At 67.0% G+C, this 20,787-nt stretch carries 21 protein-coding genes; 15 read left to right on the top strand and 6 right to left on the bottom strand.

Annotated elements, in window-relative coordinates:
* Positions 1-114: 114 nt before the first annotated feature.
* The 7 genes from ACYQ6W_RS10205 to ACYQ6W_RS10235 are packed head-to-tail and all read left to right on the top strand — an operon-like array spanning position 115 to position 7,421.
* Complete coding sequence (locus tag ACYQ6W_RS10205; protein WP_459675130.1) at positions 115-1,407, top strand: ABC transporter substrate-binding protein; 1,293 nt, start codon at positions 115-117, stop codon at positions 1,405-1,407.
* The gene (locus ACYQ6W_RS10210; protein WP_459675131.1) at positions 1,407-2,156 is read left to right on the top strand and encodes an ABC transporter ATP-binding protein; all 750 of its coding nucleotides are present in this window, start codon (positions 1,407-1,409) and stop codon (positions 2,154-2,156) included. The genes ACYQ6W_RS10205 and ACYQ6W_RS10210 overlap by 1 nt, the downstream gene beginning before the upstream one ends.
* Positions 2,153-2,860, top strand: coding sequence for an ABC transporter ATP-binding protein (locus ACYQ6W_RS10215; RefSeq protein ID WP_459675132.1), 708 nt, complete (start codon positions 2,153-2,155; stop codon positions 2,858-2,860). Before ACYQ6W_RS10210 ends, ACYQ6W_RS10215 begins: the two co-directional genes overlap by 4 nt.
* 11 nt (positions 2,861-2,871) lie before the next feature.
* On the top strand, positions 2,872-3,768 hold the full coding sequence (locus ACYQ6W_RS10220) for a branched-chain amino acid ABC transporter permease (protein ID WP_459675133.1): 897 nt from the start codon (positions 2,872-2,874) through the stop codon (positions 3,766-3,768).
* Complete coding sequence (locus ACYQ6W_RS10225; RefSeq protein WP_459675135.1) at positions 3,765-4,823, top strand: branched-chain amino acid ABC transporter permease; 1,059 nt, start codon at positions 3,765-3,767, stop codon at positions 4,821-4,823. Before ACYQ6W_RS10220 ends, ACYQ6W_RS10225 begins: the two co-directional genes overlap by 4 nt.
* A 15-nt stretch (positions 4,824-4,838) precedes the next feature.
* Entirely contained in the window at positions 4,839-6,311 is a 1,473-nt protein-coding gene (locus ACYQ6W_RS10230; protein WP_459675137.1) for a benzaldehyde dehydrogenase, read from the top strand.
* A gap of 12 nt (positions 6,312-6,323) precedes the next feature.
* Complete coding sequence (locus ACYQ6W_RS10235; RefSeq protein ID WP_459675139.1) at positions 6,324-7,421, top strand: NAD(P)-dependent alcohol dehydrogenase; 1,098 nt, start codon at positions 6,324-6,326, stop codon at positions 7,419-7,421.
* A gap of 108 nt (positions 7,422-7,529) precedes the next feature.
* On the opposite strand, the gene ACYQ6W_RS10240 is transcribed toward ACYQ6W_RS10235, so the two are convergent.
* From ACYQ6W_RS10240 to ACYQ6W_RS10255, 4 genes are read right to left on the bottom strand one after another with little or no spacing between them, the layout of a single operon-like run.
* Entirely contained in the window at positions 7,530-8,486 is a 957-nt protein-coding gene (locus ACYQ6W_RS10240) for a PDR/VanB family oxidoreductase (RefSeq protein WP_459675141.1), read from the bottom strand.
* Positions 8,483-9,514, bottom strand: coding sequence for an aromatic ring-hydroxylating dioxygenase subunit alpha (locus tag ACYQ6W_RS10245; RefSeq protein WP_459675142.1), 1,032 nt, complete (start codon positions 9,512-9,514; stop codon positions 8,483-8,485). Before ACYQ6W_RS10245 ends, ACYQ6W_RS10240 begins: the two co-directional genes overlap by 4 nt.
* Before the next feature lie 27 nt (positions 9,515-9,541).
* Positions 9,542-11,044, bottom strand: coding sequence for an AMP-binding protein (locus ACYQ6W_RS10250; RefSeq protein WP_459675143.1), 1,503 nt, complete (start codon positions 11,042-11,044; stop codon positions 9,542-9,544).
* A gap of 28 nt (positions 11,045-11,072) precedes the next feature.
* Positions 11,073-11,894 carry a p-hydroxycinnamoyl CoA hydratase/lyase gene (locus ACYQ6W_RS10255; protein ID WP_459675144.1) on the bottom strand — a complete coding sequence of 274 codons (822 nt, stop codon included), beginning with the start codon at positions 11,892-11,894 and terminating at the stop codon, positions 11,073-11,075.
* A gap of 214 nt (positions 11,895-12,108) precedes the next feature.
* Between ACYQ6W_RS10255 and ACYQ6W_RS10260 the strand changes: the two genes are divergently transcribed.
* A complete protein-coding gene (locus ACYQ6W_RS10260; protein ID WP_459675145.1) occupies positions 12,109-12,540 on the top strand; it encodes a MarR family winged helix-turn-helix transcriptional regulator in 432 nt (143 codons plus the stop codon).
* Between the two features lie 5 nt (positions 12,541-12,545).
* Here the strand turns inward: ACYQ6W_RS10260 and ACYQ6W_RS10265 are convergent, their stop codons facing one another.
* On the bottom strand, positions 12,546-13,430 hold the full coding sequence (locus ACYQ6W_RS10265) for a helix-turn-helix domain-containing protein (RefSeq protein WP_459675146.1): 885 nt from the start codon (positions 13,428-13,430) through the stop codon (positions 12,546-12,548).
* A gap of 135 nt (positions 13,431-13,565) precedes the next feature.
* On the opposite strand from ACYQ6W_RS10265, the gene pobA reads away from it, so the two are divergent.
* Genes pobA through pcaDC form a run of 5 tightly spaced genes read left to right on the top strand, consistent with a single transcriptional unit; the run spans position 13,566 to position 18,514 of the window.
* The gene (pobA, locus tag ACYQ6W_RS10270) at positions 13,566-14,750 is read left to right on the top strand and encodes a 4-hydroxybenzoate 3-monooxygenase (protein ID WP_459675147.1); all 1,185 of its coding nucleotides are present in this window, start codon (positions 13,566-13,568) and stop codon (positions 14,748-14,750) included.
* Between the two features lie 18 nt (positions 14,751-14,768).
* Positions 14,769-15,488, top strand: coding sequence for a protocatechuate 3,4-dioxygenase subunit beta (gene pcaH, locus ACYQ6W_RS10275; RefSeq protein WP_459675148.1), 720 nt, complete (start codon positions 14,769-14,771; stop codon positions 15,486-15,488).
* Positions 15,478-16,182: a protocatechuate 3,4-dioxygenase subunit alpha gene (pcaG, locus tag ACYQ6W_RS10280; RefSeq protein WP_459675149.1), complete on the top strand. Its 705-nt coding sequence runs from the start codon at positions 15,478-15,480 to the stop codon at positions 16,180-16,182. Before pcaH ends, pcaG begins: the two co-directional genes overlap by 11 nt.
* Positions 16,179-17,327, top strand: a complete 1,149-nt coding sequence (locus ACYQ6W_RS10285; RefSeq protein ID WP_459675150.1) for a lyase family protein — start codon at positions 16,179-16,181, stop codon at positions 17,325-17,327. The genes pcaG and ACYQ6W_RS10285 overlap by 4 nt, the downstream gene beginning before the upstream one ends.
* A 2-nt stretch (positions 17,328-17,329) precedes the next feature.
* Positions 17,330-18,514, top strand: coding sequence for a bifunctional 3-oxoadipate enol-lactonase/4-carboxymuconolactone decarboxylase PcaDC (pcaDC, locus tag ACYQ6W_RS10290; protein WP_459675151.1), 1,185 nt, complete (start codon positions 17,330-17,332; stop codon positions 18,512-18,514).
* Here pcaDC and ACYQ6W_RS10295 read toward each other — a convergent pair.
* Entirely contained in the window at positions 18,511-19,266 is a 756-nt protein-coding gene (locus tag ACYQ6W_RS10295; RefSeq protein ID WP_459675152.1) for an IclR family transcriptional regulator domain-containing protein, read from the bottom strand. The genes pcaDC and ACYQ6W_RS10295 overlap by 4 nt on opposite strands.
* Before the next feature lie 121 nt (positions 19,267-19,387).
* Between ACYQ6W_RS10295 and ACYQ6W_RS10300 the strand changes: the two genes are divergently transcribed.
* Together ACYQ6W_RS10300 and ACYQ6W_RS10305 are read left to right on the top strand one after the other, a co-directional pair.
* Positions 19,388-20,095: a 3-oxoacid CoA-transferase subunit A gene (locus tag ACYQ6W_RS10300; protein WP_459675153.1), complete on the top strand. Its 708-nt coding sequence runs from the start codon at positions 19,388-19,390 to the stop codon at positions 20,093-20,095.
* On the top strand, positions 20,092-20,781 hold the full coding sequence (locus ACYQ6W_RS10305) for a 3-oxoacid CoA-transferase subunit B (protein ID WP_459675154.1): 690 nt from the start codon (positions 20,092-20,094) through the stop codon (positions 20,779-20,781). Before ACYQ6W_RS10300 ends, ACYQ6W_RS10305 begins: the two co-directional genes overlap by 4 nt.
* Positions 20,782-20,787 lie beyond the last annotated feature (6 nt).

Here is a 20,787-nt window from a genome sequence, read left to right on the forward strand (position 1 = left end):
CAGACAAGGAGGACAGATGGATATCGACCGCACCAGCGCGGCGGCAACCGCGCCGCCTCTCCGCACGTCGCGCCGCGTCTGACGTCCAACGCTGTCCCTGAAAGGGAGATGTCCATGACCACGATACCGTCTTCAGTGCCGCGGCGCATCCTGCTCGCTGGAGCTGCAGGCCTCGCCTTGCCGGCCTTCCGAACGACGGCCCATGCGGAAGCGGCCCAGACCATCCGCATCGGCTTCATCAGCCCGCGCACCGGCCCGCTGGCCGGCTTCGGGGAGGGAGATCCCTTCATTCTTCAGCTCGTGCGCGGCGCCTTCGCCAAGGGCCTGCAGATTGGCGGCACAACCTACGCGGTCACCATCCTTGACCGGGACACGCAGTCCGACCCTGCGCGGGCCGGGCAGTTGGCCAAGGACCTCATCAACGGCCAGCAGATCGATCTGATGCTGACCACCTCGACACCGGAGGTGGTGAACCCCGTTTCCGACGTGTGTGAAGCGGCGGGCGTGCCTTGCATCTCCACCATCGTCCCGTGGGAAGCCTGGTATTTCGGCCGCGGGGCGAAGCCGGGCCAGCCTTCGCCTTTCAAGTGGACCTATCATTTTTGCTTCGGTGTGGAGCAGTTCGCGCGTCTCTATATTTCGACCTGGACCAATGCGGTTGCCAACAACAAGCGCGTGGCGGTGATGTGCCCCAACGATGCGGATGGCAATGCGCTGCGCCACAGCTTGCTGCCGGCGTTGGAGAAGGCCGGCTTCACACCGATCGACCCCGGCGGCTATCAGGACGGTACCACGGATTATTCCGCGCAGATCGCGACCTTCAAGCGCGCCGGCTGCGAGCTGTTCTGCACCTTTCCCATTCCGCCCGATTTCACCACCTTCTGGCGCCAGGCAGCGCAGCAAGGACTGACGCGGCAGATGAAGATCGTGACCGTGGCGAAGACCGGCCTCTTTCCGTCGCAGATGGAAGCGCTCGGCCGCCTGGCCTATCGCATCAATGCCGGCGCCTATTGGTTGCCCGTCTTCCCCTATGGTTCGCCGGTGACAGGTCTCAGCTCCGCCCAGCTTGCGGCGGCCTACGAGAAGGCGACGGGGCGGCAATGGCAGCAGCAACTCGGCCCCTCCCTCGCGCTCTTCGACGTCATGGTGGCGGCGCTGCACAAGGCCGGCAACCCGCATGACAAGGCGGGCATCGCGCACGCCCTCGGCGGCCTGCAGGCCGACACGATCATGGGCAAGGTCGACTTCGCCCACGGCCCGGTGCCGAACGTTGCAACGACAAACCTGATCGGCTCGCAGTGGATCAAGGCCAAGTCCGGACCTTATAGGCTGGACTATGTGACGTTCGAGCATAGCGAGGATCCGGCCGTTCCGATCCAGGCCAAGCTCCTGCCGTACAACCTGTGATGGCGCCGTCTCTGTCTCCTGCAGGTGACACGCTGCTCTCGGCCCGTGGCCTCACCAAGCGCTATGGCGCGCTGACCGTCGTCAACGCGGTCGACCTGCGTCTGGCGGCCGATGAAGCGCTCGGCATCGTCGGCCCCAATGGCGCCGGCAAGACGAGCCTGCTCAACTTGCTCTCGGGCGCGGTTGCGGCGGATGAAGGCACCATCATGCTGCGCGGCCAGACGATCGGCCATACCGACTCCGCCTGGCGGTGCCGCCATGGCATCGGCCGGTCTCACCAAGTGCCACGCCCCTTCGGAGGCATGACGGTGTTCGAGAATCTGCTGGCGGCGGCAACGCAGGGAGGCGGCTTCGCCCAGGGCGAGGCCTATGACCGGGTGGTGGACTCGCTGCGGCTGTGCGGCATGCTGCCGCAGGCGAACCGGCGTGCGGCGACCCTGGGCCTGCTAGAACGCAAGCGCCTGGAAATGGCCCGGGCGGTCGCGACCGGTCCCTCTCTGCTGCTGCTGGACGAGATTGGTGGCGGTCTCACCGATGGCGAGGCCCTGGAACTCGTCGATGTCATACTGGCGTTGCGCGGGCGCGGCATCGCCATCATCTGGATCGAACACATCGTGCACATCCTGGTGCGCGTCGTCAGCCGGCTCGTGTGCATGGATGCGGGCAGCATCATCGCCGAAGGCGAGCCGCAGGCGGTGCTGCGTGATCCGGTGGTGATCAGCGCCTATCTGGGGTCGGAGGTCGTATGAGTCTGCTTGCGATCGAGGATTTGCGCGCCTGCCACGGCCTGCTGGTCGCAGTGCATCAGCTGTCCCTGTCGCTCGAGACGGGCGCGGTGCTCGCCATCGTCGGCGCGAACGGCGCCGGGAAGACGACGCTGTTGCGCAGCATCGCCGGCACGCATCGTCCTGCCGGCGGGCGCATCCTCTACCGAGGCGATGACATCACCACCACGGCAGCGCATCGCCGCGTGCGCCAGGGCATCGCTCTGGTGCCGGAAGGCCGGCGGCTCTTCCCCAGCATGACCGTGAGGGACACGCTGCTGCTGGCGCGCGGCCGCCCCGGCATCTGGACCTACGACAGCGTGCTGGACGCTCTCCCGCAGCTCAAACCCCATCTCGGCCGTCCGGCCGGGCAACTCTCGGGCGGGCAGCAGCAGGCGGTGGCGATCGCTCGCGCCTTGATGACCAACCCCTCTCTTCTTCTGCTCGACGAGTTTTCCCTGGGTCTCTCGCCCGTCGCGGTAGACGGGGCCTACGAGGTGTTTCCGAAGCTGAAGGCCGCCGGCACCACCATCATTCTCGTGGAGCAGGATCTGCGGCGTGCCCTGTCCGCGGCGAGCGACGTCGTCTGCATGCTCGAGGGGCGCGTGGCCCTCTCCGGCCGGGCGGAGGTGCTGACGCGGGCGCAGGTCATGGATGCCTATTTCGGCCTCAACCGGCCGCAGCACTGAAGCGGGGCGCGATGTTCTGGCTCAACCAAATCCTGCAAGGCGTGCTCCTCGGCGGCAGCTACGCGCTGCTCGCGGCCGGTCTTTCCTTCCTCTTCGGTGTCATGCGCGTCGTCAACCTCGCCCATGGATCGCTCGTCGTCCTCGGCGCCTTCCTTCTGCTGATGATCGAGCACGCGCTCGACATCTCCCCTTTCCTGGGCCTTCTGTTGATGCTGCCGGCGATGGCCGTGGTCGGCTTCGTCTTGCAACGGGTGATCATCGAGCCGAGCCTGAAGGGAGGCGCCTTGGTGCCGCTGCTGGCGACCTTCGGCCTCGCGCTCGTCTGCGACAATCTGCTCTTCTCGGCCTTCGGTGCAGATACGCAGTCCTTCGCCGGAGACATCGGCGACCTCTCCTATGACAGCTGGAGCATCGGGGCGCTTTCCTTCAGCCAGCTCGATTGCCTGATTTTCTTGACCGCTCTGGTGGTTCTGGGCGGCACGCAGCTGCTGCTGTCCTACACGCAGCTTGGCCGTGCCATCCGCGCGACGGCGGAGGATGAGGACGCGGCACGGCTGACGGGCGTCAATACCCGGCGGGTGCGTCTCGCCGTCACGGCCATCGCCATGATGATGGCCGGGCTCGCCGGCTTCGCCATGGGGGCGCGCGCGAGCTTCGATCCCTATGCCGGAGGGCCGCAGCTGCTCTATGCCTTCGAGGCGGTGGTGATCGGCGGCAGCGGCTCGCTCTGGGGCACGCTGCTCGGCGGCGTCGTGCTGGGTGTGGCGCAGAGCCTCGGCGGTGCCATCGACACGCATCTCACGCTGCTGGCGGGCCATGCCGTGTTTCTGGCGGTGCTCGCAGCCCGGCTTCGCCCGGGCGGCGGGCTGCGCCGCTCTCTCCACTTCCTGACCGCGAGGACGGCATGAGCCTGCCCTATCACGTCCAGCGCTGGACCCGCCGCTCCATCCTCTGCACCGCGGCCGTCGGCGGCCTGCAGCTTCTGCTGCTGGCGGGACCGGCCCTCTTCTCGGCCAATGTGCTCGATCATCTGACGACCTTCTTCGTCTATGCGCTGCTCGCCATCACCTGGAACGCACTGGCGGGCTATGGTGGTCTCGTCTCGGTCGGCCAGCAGATGTTCTTCGGCGTCGGTGCCTACGCGGCGATCCGCCTCTCGGGCACCGGCCTGCCGGTTTACGCCGCGCTTGCCTTGGGGGGCGTTGCGAGCGCCATTCTCGCCTTCGCAGTGTCCGGGCTGATGCTGCGGCTCCGCGGCGGGGAGTTCGCGATTGGCATGTGGGTGCTGGCGGCGCTGACACAGCGGCTGGTCAGCCTCGATCCCATCGTCCAGGGCAGCACCGGAACCTCGCTGCTCGCCCTCAATGCCTTCTCGCCGTCGGCGCAGCGGATGAATGCTTATTGGTTCGGGCTGGTGGCCATGTCCGGGCTGGCACTCGCCCTCTTTCTTCTGCTCCGATCGCGCTTCGGTGTTGCCGTTCAGGCCATCCGCGACGACGAGAGTGCCGCCCGGTCGGTCGGCGTACAGGTGCATCGTTCGAAGGTCATTCTGTTCGTGCTCTCGGCCTTTGGTGCGGGGCTCGCCGGGTGTGTCTGGCTCTCCGCATCGGTCTCCTTCCAGCCCAATACCTATTTCGGCGTGCAGTGGACGGCGGCGATGATTTTCATGACGCTGGTCGGCGGCATCGGCACCTTCGAGGGACCGATCCTCGGCGCGTTGATCTATTTTGGTATCGAGACGGGTTTCGATGCAGACGGCGTATGGTATCTCATCGGTGTCGGCGTGACCGCCATTCTGGTGGCTCTGCTGCTGCCGAAAGGGCTTTGGGGCTGGCTCGAGCAGCGCTACGCGCTGCGTCTGCTGCCCGTGGGCTACTGGCTGAGGATCCGGGCCGAGGATATGCCCCGCACCGCCTCTCGCGCCGCCGTGGCCCCTGCGCTGTCAACCACAGAACAATCCTGATCGAAGGAGGAAACCATGCCCGATTCCCTGGATACGAACGGCTTTCTTGGCACCGGTTGGGCTGGGCGCCTGTTCGACGGTAGCTGGCGAGACGCGCCGGCGACCGCGGATGTGGTGGAGCCCGCGACCGGCGAGGTGCTGACGCAAACCGCCCTCGTCGGGCCGGCCGAAGTGGCCGCCGCCGCCGCCGCCGCCGCCGCCGCGCAGCCCGGCTGGTATGCCATGCATGAGCGGCAGCGCGCGGCGATCCTGCTGAAGGCGGCCGACCTCTTTGAGCAGAATGCCGAGGAGCTGGCGCTGTGGATTGCGCGGGAGACCGGCGCGATCATCCCCAAGGGACAGCACGAGGTGCGGGAAGCTGTTGAAATCTGCCGCGCCGCGGCCGCGATGCTGCACGACATCCCGAGCCGGACGCTGCCCTCCACCCCCGAACGTCTCTCCATCGCGCGGCGCGTGCCGCTCGGCGTCGTCGGCGTGATTTCGCCCTTCAACTTTCCGCTCATTCTGGGCCTGCGCGCCGTGGCCCCGGCGCTTGCCATCGGCAATGCGGTGGTGCTGAAGCCCGATCCGCAGACGGTGGTGACGGGCGGCATCATCATCGCTCGCATCTTCGAGATGACGGGGCTGCCCAAGGGCGTGCTGCACGTGGTGCCCGGCCGCGTCGATGCCGGTGAGGCAGTCTGCACCGACCCCAACATCCAGATGGTGGCCTTCACCGGTTCCACGCCAGCTGGCCGCAAGGTGGGAGAGCTGTGCGGCCGACACCTCAAGAAGGTCTCGCTCGAACTCGGCGGCAAGAACTCGGTCATCGTGCTGGGTGATGCCGATGTCGCAACCGCCGCCTCCAATGTGGCCTTTGGTGCCTGGTTCCATCAAGGCCAGATCTGCATGGCCTCCGGCCGCGTTCTGGTTGAGCGGTCCCTTGTGCCGGCCCTGACGGCGGCGCTGGTGGAAAAGGCGAACCACCTGCCGGTGGGGAACCCGGCCAGCGGGCAGGTGGCGCTCGGCCCCCTGATCAACGCCCGCCAGCGCGACCGGGTGCACAAGCTGGTAACGGAGACGGTGGCGGCCGGTGCCACGCTCGCGGCCGGTGGCAGCTACGACGCGCTCTTCTACAAGCCGACGGTCCTGACCGATGTACGGCCGGGCATGCCCTGCTTCGAGGAGGAGATTTTCGGACCCGTCGTCAACATCATTCCCTTCGATACGGATGAGGACGCGATCGCCATGGCGAACGCGACGGAATACGGCCTCTCTGCCGGCATCATCGGACGGGATATCGGGCGGGCCATGAAGATCGCCCGCCAGATCAAGACGGGCCTGATCCATATCAACGATCAGAGCGTCGCCGATGACGTGGTGAATCCCTTCGGCGGCCGCGGCGCCTCGGGCAACGGCACCGCGGTGGGCGGCCCCGCGAATTGGGAGGAGTTTTCCATGTGGCAGTGGATGACGGTGCAGGCAGAAGCACCGATGAAGCCCTTCTGAGGAGACGCGATCATGCGGATTCAAGCAGCCGTCACGCGAGAGAAGGGCGGCGCTTTTCACCTGGAGACGCTCAGTCTCGAATCACCCCGCGCTGACGAGGTGCGCGTGCGCATCACGGCCGTGGGCATTTGCCACACGGATCTCGCGATGCGCGATCAGGTCTTTCCCGTGCCACAGCCGATCGTGCTGGGGCATGAGGGGGCCGGCGTCATCGAGGAGGTGGGGGCGGCGGTGCCTGGGCTGAAGGCGGGCGACCACGTGGTGATGAGCTATCGCGCCTGTGGGCACTGCCCGTCTTGCGCTGCCCATGCGCCGAGCTATTGCCATAGCTTCTTTCCGCTCAACTTTGCCGGTGCCCGCGCCGATGGCAGCAGCGCGCTCCGCTGCGAGAGCGGGCCTGTGCATAGCCACTTCTTTGGCCAATCCGCCTTCGCCAGCCAGGTCGTCGCCCATCACAGCAATGTCGTGAAGGTTGCCGCCGATGCGGACCTCGCGGTGCTCGCGCCCTTCGGCTGCGGCATTCAGACTGGGGCAGGGGCGGTGATGAACGCGCTCAAGGTGCCGCCCGGGTCAAGCCTCGCGGTCTTCGGCACCGGCTCCGTGGGTCTGTCCGCCATCATGGCGGCGGCGGTCGTGGGTGTGACCACCATCATCGCGATCGACCGCAACCCGGCGCGTCTCGCGCTCGCGCAGTCCCTCGGCGCGACTCATGTCGTCAACGCAGCCGAAGCCGAACCGGTTGCCGCGATCCAGGCGATCACCGGCAGCGGCGTCGCCTATGCGATCGACACGACGGCGATCATCGCCGTTCTCTCCCAGGCGCTGGCGGCACTCAGCCCGCGCGGCACGCTCGGCATCATCGGCGCCTCCCGCCCCGATGAGGTTCTGCCCGTGCCTGTGATCGATCTCCTGACCTCAGGCAAGCACGTGCGTGGCATCGTCGAGGGGGATGCGGAGCCGGCCCTGTTTCTGCCGACACTGATGGCCTTGCACGCGCAAGGCCGTTTTCCGGCCGAGCGCATGATGCGGTTCTACGATTTCGCCGACATCAATCAGGCGGTGCATGATTCGGAAAGCGGTGCCTGCGTGAAAGCCGTTCTGCGGTTTTAGGGGGAGAGCAGGGTTGGAATGGCGCTCTCCGTTCATGGCGAGTGTTCATTCACCTGAGACGGACTCTCGGGGAGACGGGAGCGGTCATCGGCCGCCCCCGTACCTGCGCTACAGATCCAGCACCAGGCGCGCGGTCTTGGCACGCGAGCAGCAAGGCGTGAACTGCGTGTTCGCGGCGTGCTCCTCCTCCGTCATATAGCTGTCGCGGTGCTCCGGAATGCCGTCCAGCACCGACACCAAGCAGGTGCCGCAGATGCCTTGTTCGCAGGACATCGGCACGTCCACCCCATGCGCGAGGAGGCATTCGAGCGCAGTGCGCCCGGGCGGTACGGCGATGACCGCGCCCGTGCTCGCGATTTCAAGGTCGAAGGGTTGATCGCCCGCGGCGTCAGGTGCCGCGGCCGTGAAATACTCGCGGTGGAGTTGCGTCTCATGCCAGCCGGCGGCGCGGGCGGTGGACAGCACGTGCTCCATGAAGCCGCCTGGCCCGCAGACATAGAGATGCCCGCCCTCGCCTGGGTCCGCGAGGGTGGAGGCCGTATCGAAGCGCTGCTCGGCCGGTCCATCATCGAAATGCAGGCTGACCGACTGGGCAAAGGGCGCCGTCCGCAAAAAATCGTGGAAGGGGGCGCGCGCGGCCGTGCGCGCACAGGCATGCAGCGTGAAAGGGCGGCCGAGCGCATGGAGCCGCCAGGCCATCGCCAGGATCGGCGTGATGCCGATGCCGCCCGCGAGCAACAGCGTCCGTGTGGCCTCTTCCACGAGCGGGAAGAGGTTGCGCGGCGCGCTGATCCGCAAACGGTCCCCCGGCTTCAGCGCATGCATGGCAAGTGACCCGCCGCGTGACGCAGGCTCACGCAGAACGGCGATCGTGTAGGTTTCCCTTCTGCCAGGATCGTTGAGCAGCGAATATTGCCGGACCAGACCGTTCGGCAGATGCACGTCTATATGCGCGCCCGCGGTAAAGGGTAGCAATGCGCCTGCGACAGGCGTGAGGACGAAGCTGCGGATGCCCTCCGCCTCCTCGGTGATTTGGCTGACCGTCACCTCCTGCACGCTGGTCACGCCGCGGCTTCCTGGCCGAGATGCCGTTCGATGATACGGCGGGACTGGACGCCCCCGGCATCGATGTTGAGCTTGAGCAAGGAGCGCGCCGGCCAGTGCAGCAGGTTCTGCTGCTGGCGCTCCAGCATCTCCCGGTCTTCTTCGAAGATCTTGCCTTGTCCTTCGCGGATCTTCGCCGTCAGAGCGGGATCATCCGGCTTGAAGTTGCGGGCCATGCCCCAGAAATACCAATGGGTCGTCTCCGTCTCGGGCGTAATGAAATCGACGACGATGCTGGACGCCTTGACCGCGGCGGGTGCCTCATACCCGCCGTGGCCGGCCAGGGCGACGCCGACTTCGATCAGAACGTGGCTCGGTGGATGGAAATGACAGATCTGCCAGCGATCCACCTTTTCATTCTCTGGAAGCCCGTTCATGCGCAAGGCGGCCTGCCAGAAGGGTGGCGCGTGGATGTCCGGCATGAAGCGGCTGGTGACGACGTGGTCCCCCTCGCTGCGTGTCGTCACCGGCGCTTCGTCGATCTCCTTCTGCCCGATGCTGCCGGCATGGACGTAGGTCTCGTGCGTCAGATCCATGAGGTTGTCGATCATCAGGCGATAATCGCATTTGATGTGGTACAATCCGCCGCCATAGGCCCAGTCTGGGCTTTCGGCCCAGACCAGGTGGTGGATGGTGGCGGGGTCCGCACGCTCCCGCTCTCCGGGCCAGACCCAGATGAAGCCGTAGCGCTCCTCCACGGCGAAGGATTTGATGGCGGGAAAGCCGCGCACGCGTTGCGCCGGCATCTCCACCGCGCGGCCGTCACAGCCCATGGCGAGGCCATGATAGCCGCAGACGAGCTTGCCATCCTCGACATAGCCGAGCGAGAGAGGCGCCCCGCGATGCGGGCAGAAATCCTCGACCGCCGCGACCTTTCCGCCTGGTCCGCGATAGAAGACGATCCTTTCGCCGCAGATCTGCCGGCCCAACGGCCGGTCGGCGATCTCCTCCGGCATGGCCGCGACGTACCAGGCGTTCTTGACGAACATGCGATGCCTCCTTTGGGTCCGGACGGTTCAGGCATTTTCCAGGGTGAGCCGCGACAGGCGCTTCAACTCGGCCTTGAGCAGCTTTCCGGACGCGGTGCGCGGCAGATGATCGACCACCGTGACGTGTTTCGGAATCTTGTACCGGGCGATGCAGCCTTCGAGAAAGCTGCGGATCATCGTGAGGTCGATGGCGGGGCCGGTCGGAACGGCGAAAAGATGGCCGACCTCCCCCCATGTCTCGTCTGCCACGCCGACGACCGCGCATTCCTTCAGGCCAGGCATGGCGGCGAGGGCGGCTTCGATTTCGGCGGGATAGACGTTCTCGCCACCGGATATGAACATGTCCTTCGAGCGGTCGACGAGATAGAGAAACCCGTCCTCATCCTGCCGCGCGATGTCGCCGGTGCGAAACCAGCCATCCGCCGTGAATGCCTGGCGCGTGAGTTCCGGCTGACGCCAGTAGCCGCAGAAGAGGTTTTCGCCCTTGAGCAGCAAATCGCCCGGGGTTCCTGCCGGCAGGTCCCGCCCCTCACGGTCGACGATGCGTGTCTCGATGGCCGGCGGCACGATGCCGACGGAGCCAGCCTTTGCGCGGATCAAGTCCTGGTCGAGCGGCATGCAGGAGACGGTCCCCGCCTCGCTCATGCCGAAGCCATCGGCGATCGCGATGCCGTCATCCAGCCAGGCACAGATATCGGCCATGGGATGCGGTGCACCGCCGGAGAAGACGGCCGTCAGGCGCCCGAGGCGGCGCGCGTCGAAGTTCGGCGCCGTTCGCAGCATCTTCGCCATCTGCGGCACGCAGAAGTAGTGGGTGACGGGCCAGGCCGGGTCCGCCAGGCGCTGCAGCGTGCGCGTCGGCTCGAAGCCGTCGCTGATCAACACCGCGCCGCCGCGCATCAGCGCGGGCCGGACATTGGTGATGATGCCAATGACGTGGAACATCGGCGTCTCGGCCAGGAACATGCTGTCCCGCGTCACCGCGGCGAGCGTGCCGAAGTTGATCGCCGTCTGGCTGATCGCCTTTTCCGTGAGCATGGCCCCTTTCGGCGTGCCCGAGGTGCCGGAGGTATAGAGGATCAGGCTCGGCAGCGTGCGGTCGATGAGGGCGCCAGCGGCCGGCGCCTGCTGCCCGATGTCTGCGCGGAGGGCGGCGAAGTCGCGTATCCGGCTGTGGTCGGCCAGCGGTGTCAGAAAATCTGGATCACCGACGAGAAGCGCGGGTTCGGCATCGGCGATCAGACGATCCGCTTCGGCCGGGGCCAGCCGCCAGTTGAGCGGCACGTAGATCGCGCCGAGGCGCGCACAGGCGAGATGCAGCAGAAGGTGTTCCGCGCAGTTGCGTCCGATGGCGGCGACGCGATCCCCCACCGCGATCCCATGTGCATCGCGCAGCAGCGTCACGGTCTGCGCGATCGCTTTGTCCCATTCGGCATAGGTCCAGGATCGGCCGGTTGCAAGCTCATGCACGGCCAGCCGCCCGGGGTGCAGGCGCGCCTGCATTCCCGGATCATCCACAATCCGCGCCATGGTTCCTCCCTTTAGGTGGCGCTGCGCCTTACGGCTTGATTTTGTAGGCGCCGAGACCGGGTTTGTAGGTCTTCTCGTCGATGAACTGGGCGATGCCCTCTTTGTAGCCGTGGCCGTCGTAGAAGTTGGAGGCTTCCTGCGCGCGCACGAGGTAGTCCTCGGCATTGTCATAGGTCATTTCGCGTACGCGACGGATGGCGTCCTTCGTGGCCTTGAGCGCGACCGGGTTTTTTTTGAGCAATACCCGCGCCACGTTCCAGACCCGATCCTTCAGCTGGTCGAGAGGTACGGCTTCGTTGACCAAGCCCCATTCGGCTGCCTGCCGGCCATTCACCGTCTCCCCCGTCAGCGCATGATACATGGCCCGGCGGAAGCTCAACAGCTCCGTCGCCACCTTGGAGGCGCCTCCGCCAGGCAGGATGCCCCAATTGATCTCGGAGAGGCCGAAGGTCGCTTCCTCGGCGGCGAAAGCCAGATCGCAGGCGAAGAGCGGGGCGTAGCCGCCACCGAAGCACCAGCCATTGACCATGGCGATGGTGGGCTTCTGGAACCAGCGCAGGCGACGCCACCAGCCATAGGCCTCGCGCTGCGCCTGCCGCGTCGCGCCCAGGCCCCGCGCCTCCGTCTCCCGGAAATACTCCTTCAGGTCCATGCCGGCGGACCAGGCGGTGCCTTCGCCGCTAAGGATGAGCACCCCGACATCCGGATGGAATTCGAGTTCGTCCAGTGCCGCCATCATCGCCCGGTTGAGCCGGGGACTCATGCAGTTCCGTTTGTCGGGCCGGTTGAAGCGGACCCAGGCAATGCGGTCCTCCACGGTCACGGCTACCGGTGAATTCTCGTCGGACATCGATCAAGCCTTCGCTGATGTAAAAAGCGTCTTGGCCGGAGCGGCGCGAGCCATCAGGCGCCCTCGGTCTCTCCCATCACTCTTCTTGTCTTGTTGTTATATCACATAGCATGAGGGTTTTGCGCCTGACAAGCGGATGTTGCATAGTCGGCACATGCGCTCCTCCGCCAAACGGGCCCCGCGGCCATCCCTTTCTGCCAGCTGGGACAACCCCTTGGACCAGTTGCTGGGCTATCAGCTGCGCCGTGCCTCTTTCGCGATGCTATCCGACCTGTCGGCCGGAATCGGCAAGCTCGACCTGCGGATCACGGAGATGTCGGTCCTGATGGTGATTCAGGCCAATCCCGACATTACACAGAGCGACATCGGGCGGGTGCTCGGCATTCAGCGCGCCAATATGGTGCCCTTGGTCACCCAGCTGGAACGCCGCGCGCTCATCTCCCGAGGGGAGACCCGCGGCCGGGCGCAGTCCTTGCGGTTGACGCTGGAGGGAGAAGACCTGGTCCAGCGGTGCCGGGCCGCCATTGCTGCGCACGAAGCGCGCTTCATCAAGCTGTTTTCGCCCAAGGAACGGCAGGATCTGCTGCGCTGCCTGCCGCGCATCTGGCAGGATGACGGGCAGCCGGTGGACGAGAGCGAGCTGTAGCCGCCTCACCCCACCAGGCGGCGGCCGCCACGGAAGGCGCGGGGCGAACAGCCGCCGTGACGGCGGAAGAAGCGGGAGAAATAGGCGAGATCCTCGAAGCCGAGGGAGAGCGCGACATCCGAGATCGAGAGGGTGGAGTAGCGCAGCGACCGCTTGGCCTCCAGCATCAGCCGCTGCTCGATCATCTCGGACGGCGACAGGCGGGCGACCGCGCGACAGGCGGCGCGCAGCTGAAAGGGCGTCACGCCCAACGCCTCGGCATAGGCCGAAATGGGCTCATGCAGTCGGTAGCGTTCCTCGATCCTCTGCCGCAGCCGGGCGACGAGCCCCGCCTGGCGGCCTGCCGCCGGCTCCTGGCTGCTGTTCGCCGGGCCGATCCCGCGGAGCGCCGTCACGCAGAGGCCGAGCAAAGCCGCATCGATGGCCGCGCGGCGGCCGGGTGCGCTCCAACTGTATTCGCGCGTCATGTCGGCGATCCGGCTGCGGACCGCGGTAATCTCGACCTCCGCGAGCGGCATGGCCATGGCGTGGCGGAACAGGGCACGCAGCTCGGGATAGGCGTTGGTCAGCGTCTCCAGATGGCTTGAGGCGAGCGTGATGACATAGCCGGCGGATTGCTCCTCCCAGCGAAAGCCATGCGCCACCCCCGCCGGCACCAGGAGAAGACAGGGTGCGGCAAGAGCGATCTCGGAATCATCCAAGAGAAGCTGGCCGCCACCGGCGGTGAGCACGAAGAGGTGGTTGAGTTCGACGTGCAGGTGGCGGCGGATCGTCCATTCGCTCGGCCGCGAGCGATCGTCCAAAGCTTCAAGATGTACGAAGGCGTCTTCGACAGCCTGATGGGGCTCGCCATAGAGGTAGAAGATCGGCAGCGCGGGCGAGGCAGCCATGGCATAGGTGTCTCAGCAGGGAGAAGAATGCTTCGGATCATCCAAGTTTTTCATCCCTCTGTCCATTCCCGCGCGCCGCCGGCCGGCTAAACTCGGGGCAAGAACGCAAAGGCGTCGCGAGAGGAAACCACACGCGTGCGGACAGACGTCGCCATCATCGGGGCCGGCCCCGCCGGGCTGTTTCTGGCTCATCTCCTGCACAAGCAAGGCATAGCCTGCGTCGTGCTGGAACGGCGCGACCGCGCCTATGTCGAAGGGCGGGTGAGGGCCGGTGTGCTGGAGCAGATCACGGTCGATCTCATGCGCAGGCTGGGCCTCGCCGAACGGCTGGAGCGGGAAGGGCAGATTCACCAGGGTACCAACATCGCCTTCGACGGCCGGCTTCTGCATATCGACATGGCGGCTCTCGCGGGCGGTGCTGCGGTCACGGTCTATGGCCAGCAGGAGGTGATGCGGGACCTGTTCGACGGAGCCGGGGCGCGGGGCCTCGCCATTCGCTGGAACGCCGAGGATGTTGCGCTGCATGATCTCGCGAGTGACCATCCCTTCGTCACCTGGCGGGAGAGCGGCATCTCGCAGCGGCTGGATTGTAACTTCGTCGTCGGCTGCGACGGGTTTCACGGCGTCAGCCGCCGCTCCATCCCTACCGATGTGCTGCGCACGTTCGAGCGCGTCTATCCCTTCGGTTGGCTCGGCATTCTCGCCGAAGTACCCCCGGCGCGGCACGAGCTGATCTATGCCAATCACCCGCGCGGCTTCGCGCTGGCCTCCATGCGGTCACCCCATCGCAGCCGCTACTACATTCAATGCGGTCTGGAAGAGACGCTCGCCGACTGGCCCGATGAGCGCTTTTGGGACGAGGTGTGCCTGCGTCTCGGCCCCGAGGTCGCGCCGCAGGTCACGCGGGGGCCATCCTTCGAGAAGAGCATCGCGCCGCTGCGCTCCTTCGTCTCCGAACCGATGCGCTGGCAACGCCTGTTCCTCGCCGGTGATGCCGCGCATATCGTGCCGCCGACGGGTGCCAAGGGGCTGAACCTCGCGGTCTCCGACGTCATCCTGCTGGCCGAAGCGCTGACCGAATTCTATCGTGACGGCCGCACCGCCGGGATCGACGGCTATTCCGCCCGCGCGCTCGCCCGGGTCTGGAAGGCTGAGCGTTTTTCCTGGTGGTTCACGATGCTGACGCATGCGCTGCCTACGATGGATGAGTTCGACCGCCGGATTCAGCGGGCGGAGTTCGAGTATCTCGCGGGTTCCCTGGCAGCGCAGACGGTGCTCGCGGAAAACTATGTCGGGCTGCCGCTGCCGCAGGCGGCCTGAAGCCCCGGGAGGTTACGGATGTCCTTGCAGCTCACGCCCTATGCACCGGAGGATGGCGGGGCACCGCCGTCGCTCTTTCCGGATTACCGGTCGACCGTGGCGCGCAGCCCAGGCCAGCCGCTCATTTCGATTCCGCAGACCTTGAGCGAGGTGACGGGGCCGGCCGATTGCTGGGAGCGGCTGATGGGCGCGGCGGTGGAAGACCTCACCACCCAGCACAAGGCGCCGCCCCTGGGCCAGCGCATCATCGTCAGTGGCCGGGTGCTGGACGAGCGCGGGCGGCCGGTGCCGAACACGGTGGTGGAGGTCTGGCAGGCCAATGCCGCCGGCCGCTACATTCACGTCAAGGATCAATGGGATGCGCCGCTTGATCCGAATTTCACCGGGGCCGGGCGTGTCATCACCGATGCCGAGGGCCGGTACCGCTTCATCACCATCCGCCCCGGTGCCTATCCTTGGGGCAACCACAAGAACGCCTGGCGGCCGGCCCATATCCATTTTTCGCTGCTCGGTCCGGCCTTCGCCACCCGCTTGATCACGCAGCTCTATTTCCCCGATGATCCGCTGATCGAGATCGACCCCATCGCCAATGCCGTGCCGATGCCGTACCGCCAGCGCCTGGTCAGCCGGTTCGACATGACGACGACGGTGCCGAACTGGGGCCTCGGCTATCTCTTCGACATCGTGCTGAAAGGGCCGGACGAGACCCCCTTCGAGGATCCGAACCATGAGCACTGATCTGCAGAGCCTCGAAAGCCGCGCGCCTGCGCCACGGCAGGACAATCGCGACCCGCAGCTCTTCGGGCAGACGCCCTCGCAGACGGTCGGCCCCTTCTTCCATTACGGCCTGCCCTGGAAGGGTGGCGCCGATCTGGTAGGCACCTCGGAGATGGGCGCGCGCCCCGATCTCATGCCGCCAGAGCATTACCTGCTGAAGGCGCCGACAGCGCAGGAGACACCGCAGGGCCAGATGATCGAGATCGCCGGGCGCGTGCTGGATGCGGCCGGCGAGCCCGTGCCCGATGCCATGGTGGAACTCTGGCAGGCCAATGCCGCCGGCCGCTATGCGAGCCCGGCGGACAGCCGGGCGGAGGTGCCGCTCGACCCTGGCTTCATCGGCTTCGGCCGGGCCGCAACCAGCGCCGAGGGTGTCTGGCGCTTCCGCACCATCTATCCCGGCCGTGTGCCGGGGCCGGGGAATTCTCTGCAGGCGCCGCATATCCTGCTCTCGGTCTTCGGCCGCGGCCTGCTCAAGCGCCTTGCAACCCGCCTCTACTTCGCCGACGGTGAGGGGAACGAGGACGACCCGATCCTGGCGCTGGTGCCGCCCGAGCGGCGGCGCACCCTGATTGCCGCGCGCCAGGCGGAGGGCAGCTGGTGGCTGGACATCCTGCTGCAGGGAGAGAATGAGACGGTGTTCTTCGCGCTGTGACTCATCATCTGCGAGATCTGCCGGCCGCGACGCCGGCCATGCTGGCGATCTTCGATGACGCGGCGGTGCTCGGCCATGCGCTCGCCTTCGAGATGGCGCTTGCCGCGGCCGAGGCGGCGGAGGGGCTGATCTCAGCGGCGGCCGCGGATGCGATCTCCCATGCCTGCGCCGCAGCGCAGGCGCTGGATACGCGGGATCTCGCCGCGCGGGCGGCGCAGGCGGGCACGCTTGCGATCCCTCTGGTGCAAAGCCTGCGCGCCACGCTGCCGCCTGAGGACGCGCCGGCGCTGCATCGGGGCGCGACCAGCCAGGATCTCGCCGATTGCGTGCTGATGCGGCAGGTGCAGGCGGCGGAGGCGCTGCTGCAGATCGATCTCGGCCGCATCGTCCGGGCGCTCGGCCATCTTGCGGCCCGCTATGCGGAAACGCCCGCGATTGGCCGCACCCTGCTGCAGGATGCACTGCCCATCAGCTTCGGCCTGCGCCTTGCGCAAGCGGCCCTGGGCATTGAGGAGGCAAGGGCGCGGCTTGCGGCCGATGTGCAGACCCATGCCCGGCTGCAATTCGGCGGCGCCGCCGGCACGCGGGCTGGCTTGGATGGCCGTGGTGCCGCGGTGGCCGCCCGTCTCGCGGCCGCTCTTGGCCTTGGCGATGCCGCACCATGGCATGCGCGACGGGTGGGGCCGGCGGCGATCGGCACGAGCCTCGGCCTCGTCATCGGTGCTTTGGGCAAATGCGCGCGGGATATCGCGCTTCTGGCGCAGAACGGGGTGGGCGAGGCGCAGGAGCCGCGTATCCCCGGCCGCGGCGGATCGTCCGCCATGGCGCATAAGCGCAATCCCACGGGCTGCCAGGTGGCGCTCTCCGCCGCGCTGCGCGCGCCGGGCCTCGTCGCCAGCCTGCTCTCCGGCCTGCCGCAGGAATGGGAGCGGGGCCTGGGCGGCTGGCAGGCGGAAGGCCCCGTGCTTGCCGATCTCTTCCTGCTTGCCTCCGGCAGTGCGGCGGCCCTCGCCATTGTCACCGAGGGGCTGGAGGTGGACGAGGCCGCCATCGCCCGCAATCTCAAAGCAGCCGGCCTGGGGGCGGATATCGGCGAAAGCGCGGCACTCACCGCAGAGCTTCTGGCTTCCCTGGGAAAGAGCTGATCATGCCCTTCACGACCCGTGACGCCTGCCGGCTCTACTGGAAGCTGGAAGGGGCGGACGGCCTTCCGCCCCTGGTGCTGCTCAATTCCATCGGCACCGACATGGGCTTGTGGGACGCGACCCTGCCGTCCCTGAGAACCGCCTTCCGCCTGCTGCGCATCGACACGCGCGGCCATGGCGCCTCCGATGCGCCGGCCGGGGAGTACAGCCTCGCGGAACTCGCCGAAGATGTCGCGGCCATCATGGCGGATGCCGGCCTGGAGCGCGCGGCCGTCGCCGGTGTCTCCCTCGGCGGCATGATGGCGATGGAGCTGGCCTTGCGCCATCCGGCGCGCGTCTCGGCGCTCGCCCTCATCTGCACCTCCCCCGCCATGGACCGCGCGGCCTGGCAGACGCGCATCGAGACGGTGGCCAGCCAAGGTACGGCGGCGATCGCCGAGATGGCGGTGGGAAGGTTTTTGAGCCCTGACTTCCGGGCTCAGCACCCCGAGATCGCGGACAGCCTGATGCGCGGCATCGGCGCACAATCCGACGCCGGCTATGCCGGCGCCGGGGCTGCTATCCGCGACATGGCTCTGATGGATCGGGTTCCGTCGATCGCCGTGCCGACCCTGGTGGTGACCGGAGAGCGGGATATCTCGACCCCGCTCGAGGGGCATGGGGACCGGCTGCTCACAGCCATTCCCGGGGCACGCCACGCGGCGCTCGCCTCCGCGCATCTGCCGCCGATCGAAGCACCCGCGGCGCTCGCAGCCGCGCTGCGCGGCTTTCTCGTGCCGGCGCCTGCCGTAGCGGCGGCCGCGGAGACGCTGTTCGAGGCCGGCTTGCGCAACCGCAGGCGGGTGCTGGGCGATGCCTGGGTGGATCAGTCGCTCGCCAAGCGCACGCCCTTCAATGGCGACTTCCAGGCGATGATCACCCGCATCGCCTGGCATGAAATCTGGGGACGTCCGGGGCTGGACGACCGCACGCGCCGGCTGCTCGTGATCGCCATCACCGCGAGCCTTAGCCGATGGGAGGAATTCGCCCTGCATGTGCGGGCCGGCCTGAGCCAGGGCGGCTTCACGCAGGAGGAGTTGAAGGAGGTGCTGATGCAGACGGCGATCTATGCCGGTGTGCCGGCGGCCAATACGGGCTTTGCAGAGGCCGCGCGCGTGATCGCCGCGCTTGAGGACGGTACGCGCTAGCCGAGCAGTGTGCGTAGCTCGGCCTGAGCCTGCAGCAGGACGGGCAGGAACCGCGCCTGCATCTCAATGACGGAGACGAGGGCGGCGGAGGCGCCGATGTTCAGCGCCGCCACCGTGCGGCCGCGGCCATCGATGACCGGGACGGCGATGGAGCACAGGCCCATCTCCAACTCCTGATTGATCACCGCGAAGCCCTGAGCCCGTACCTGCATCAGTTCCAGTTGTAGCGCCGTCGGGTTGATCTTCGTCAGCGGCGTCAGGGGCCGGAGATCCGATTGCGCGAGCAGGGCCAGCCGCTCCGGCTCGGGAAGGGCGGCGAGCAGCACGCGGCCCATGGAGGCGCACCAGGCCGGCAGGCGCGAGCCCGGCATGAGGGTGACGGACATCACCCGCCGCACGGCGGCCCGCGCGATATAGACGATTTCGGTGCCTTCCAGAACGCTGGCCGATGCACTCTGCCCCACTTCGTTGGACACACGATCGAGCACGGGCTGCAGCAGGCGGGGCAGGGGTGTGGCCGAAAGATAGGCGGAGCCGAGGCGCAACACCTTCGCCGTCAGCTCGAAATACTTGCCGTCATAGGTGGCATAGCCGAGCGAGACGAGGGTGAGCAGGCAGCGCCGGGCAGTCGCGCGATCGAGCCCGGTTACGGCCGCGATGTCGGCGATGGCCATCTTGGGCCGCGCTGCCTCGAAGGCCTCGATGACGCGAAGGCCCTTGGCGAGGCCGCCCATCACATCCGTCTGCTTCATGGCCATCCTAATGTGCGATAATCGAACAAATATCGCATATCGCACATTCTACTTGCTGTCGAGAGGGGGCGGGCCTATCGCCATGCGGGGCGCTCGGCGAGCAAATCCGAGGGGAGGCAGAATGGACAAGACGATCGGCAGCCTGGCGGAGGCCGTGTCCGACATCGGCGACGGCGCCGTGATCATGATCGGCGGTTTCGGCGGCGCGGGTGCGCCGATGGAACTGATCCACGCCTTGATCGATCATCGGCCGCGCAATCTCACCGTGATCAACAACAATGCCGGCAACGGCCGGATCGGCATCGCGGCGATGATCGACGCCGGCATGGTGGCGAAAATGATCTGCTCCTTTCCGCGCTCCTCCGATCCGCGCGCCTTCACCGAGCGCTACCTGGCGGGAGAGATCGCGCTGGAATTGGTGCCGCAAGGAACGCTCGCCGAGCGCATCCGCGCCGGCGGCGCCGGCATTCCGGCCTTCTACACGCCGACTTCGGTTGGCACCGAACTCGCCGAAGGCAAGCCGGTCGCCGAATTCGACGGCCGGCGCTACGTGCAGGAACGCTGGCTGAAGGCGGACGTGGCCCTGGTAAAGGCCGAACTCGGGGATACCCACGGCAACCTTACCTTTCGCAAGGCCGCGCGCAATTTCAGCCCGCTGATGTGCATGGCGGCCACCCGCACCATCGCGCAAGTCTCCCGCCTGCTGCCGGCCGGCGACATCGATCCCGAAGCCGTGGTGACACCCGGCATCTTCGTCGACCGTGTCGTCGCAGTGCCGGAGCCACAGCAGGAAGAAATCCTCATTCGTGCCGGAGCGGCCTATCCATGACAGCACAAGCGGAGACCGACGGCCGCCTGAGCAACAGCCAGATCGCCTGGCGGGCCGCGCAGGACATTCCCGACGGCGCCTATGTCAACCTCGGCATCGGCTTTCCCGAGCTGATCGCGCGCTTTCAGCCGGCGGGGCGGGAGGTGATCTTCCACACCGAGAACGGCATCCTCAATTTCGGGGAATCCCCAGCAGCGGGCGACGAGGATTGGGATCTGATCAATGCCGGCAAGAAGGCGGTGACGCTGAAGCCCGGCGCCTGCTTCTTCGACCATGCGACGAGCTTCGCCATGGTGCGTGGTGGGCACCTCGATATCGCCGTGCTGGGTGCCTATCAGGTCTCTGAGCGCGGCGACCTCGCCAATTGGCGGGTCGGCAGCAAGGGCGTGCCGGCAGTGGGCGGGGCCATGGATCTGGTCCATGGGGCGAAGCAGGTTTTCGTGGTGACCGAGCACTGCACCAAGACGGGCGAACCCAAGCTGGTGGAGCGTTGCAGCTTTCCGCTGACCGGCGAGGCCTGCGTGACGCGCATCTTCACCAGCCACGCGGTGATCGACGTCCAGGACGGCCGTTTCGTGCTGCGCGAGAAAATCCCCTCCATCACGCTTGCGGCCCTGCAGGCGATCACCGGCGCGCCGCTGCTGACGGACGGCCCGGCCACCGATCTCATCGTGCCCGGGGTATAGGAGCGG

Source organism: Acidisoma sp. 7E03 (assembly GCF_054665075.1).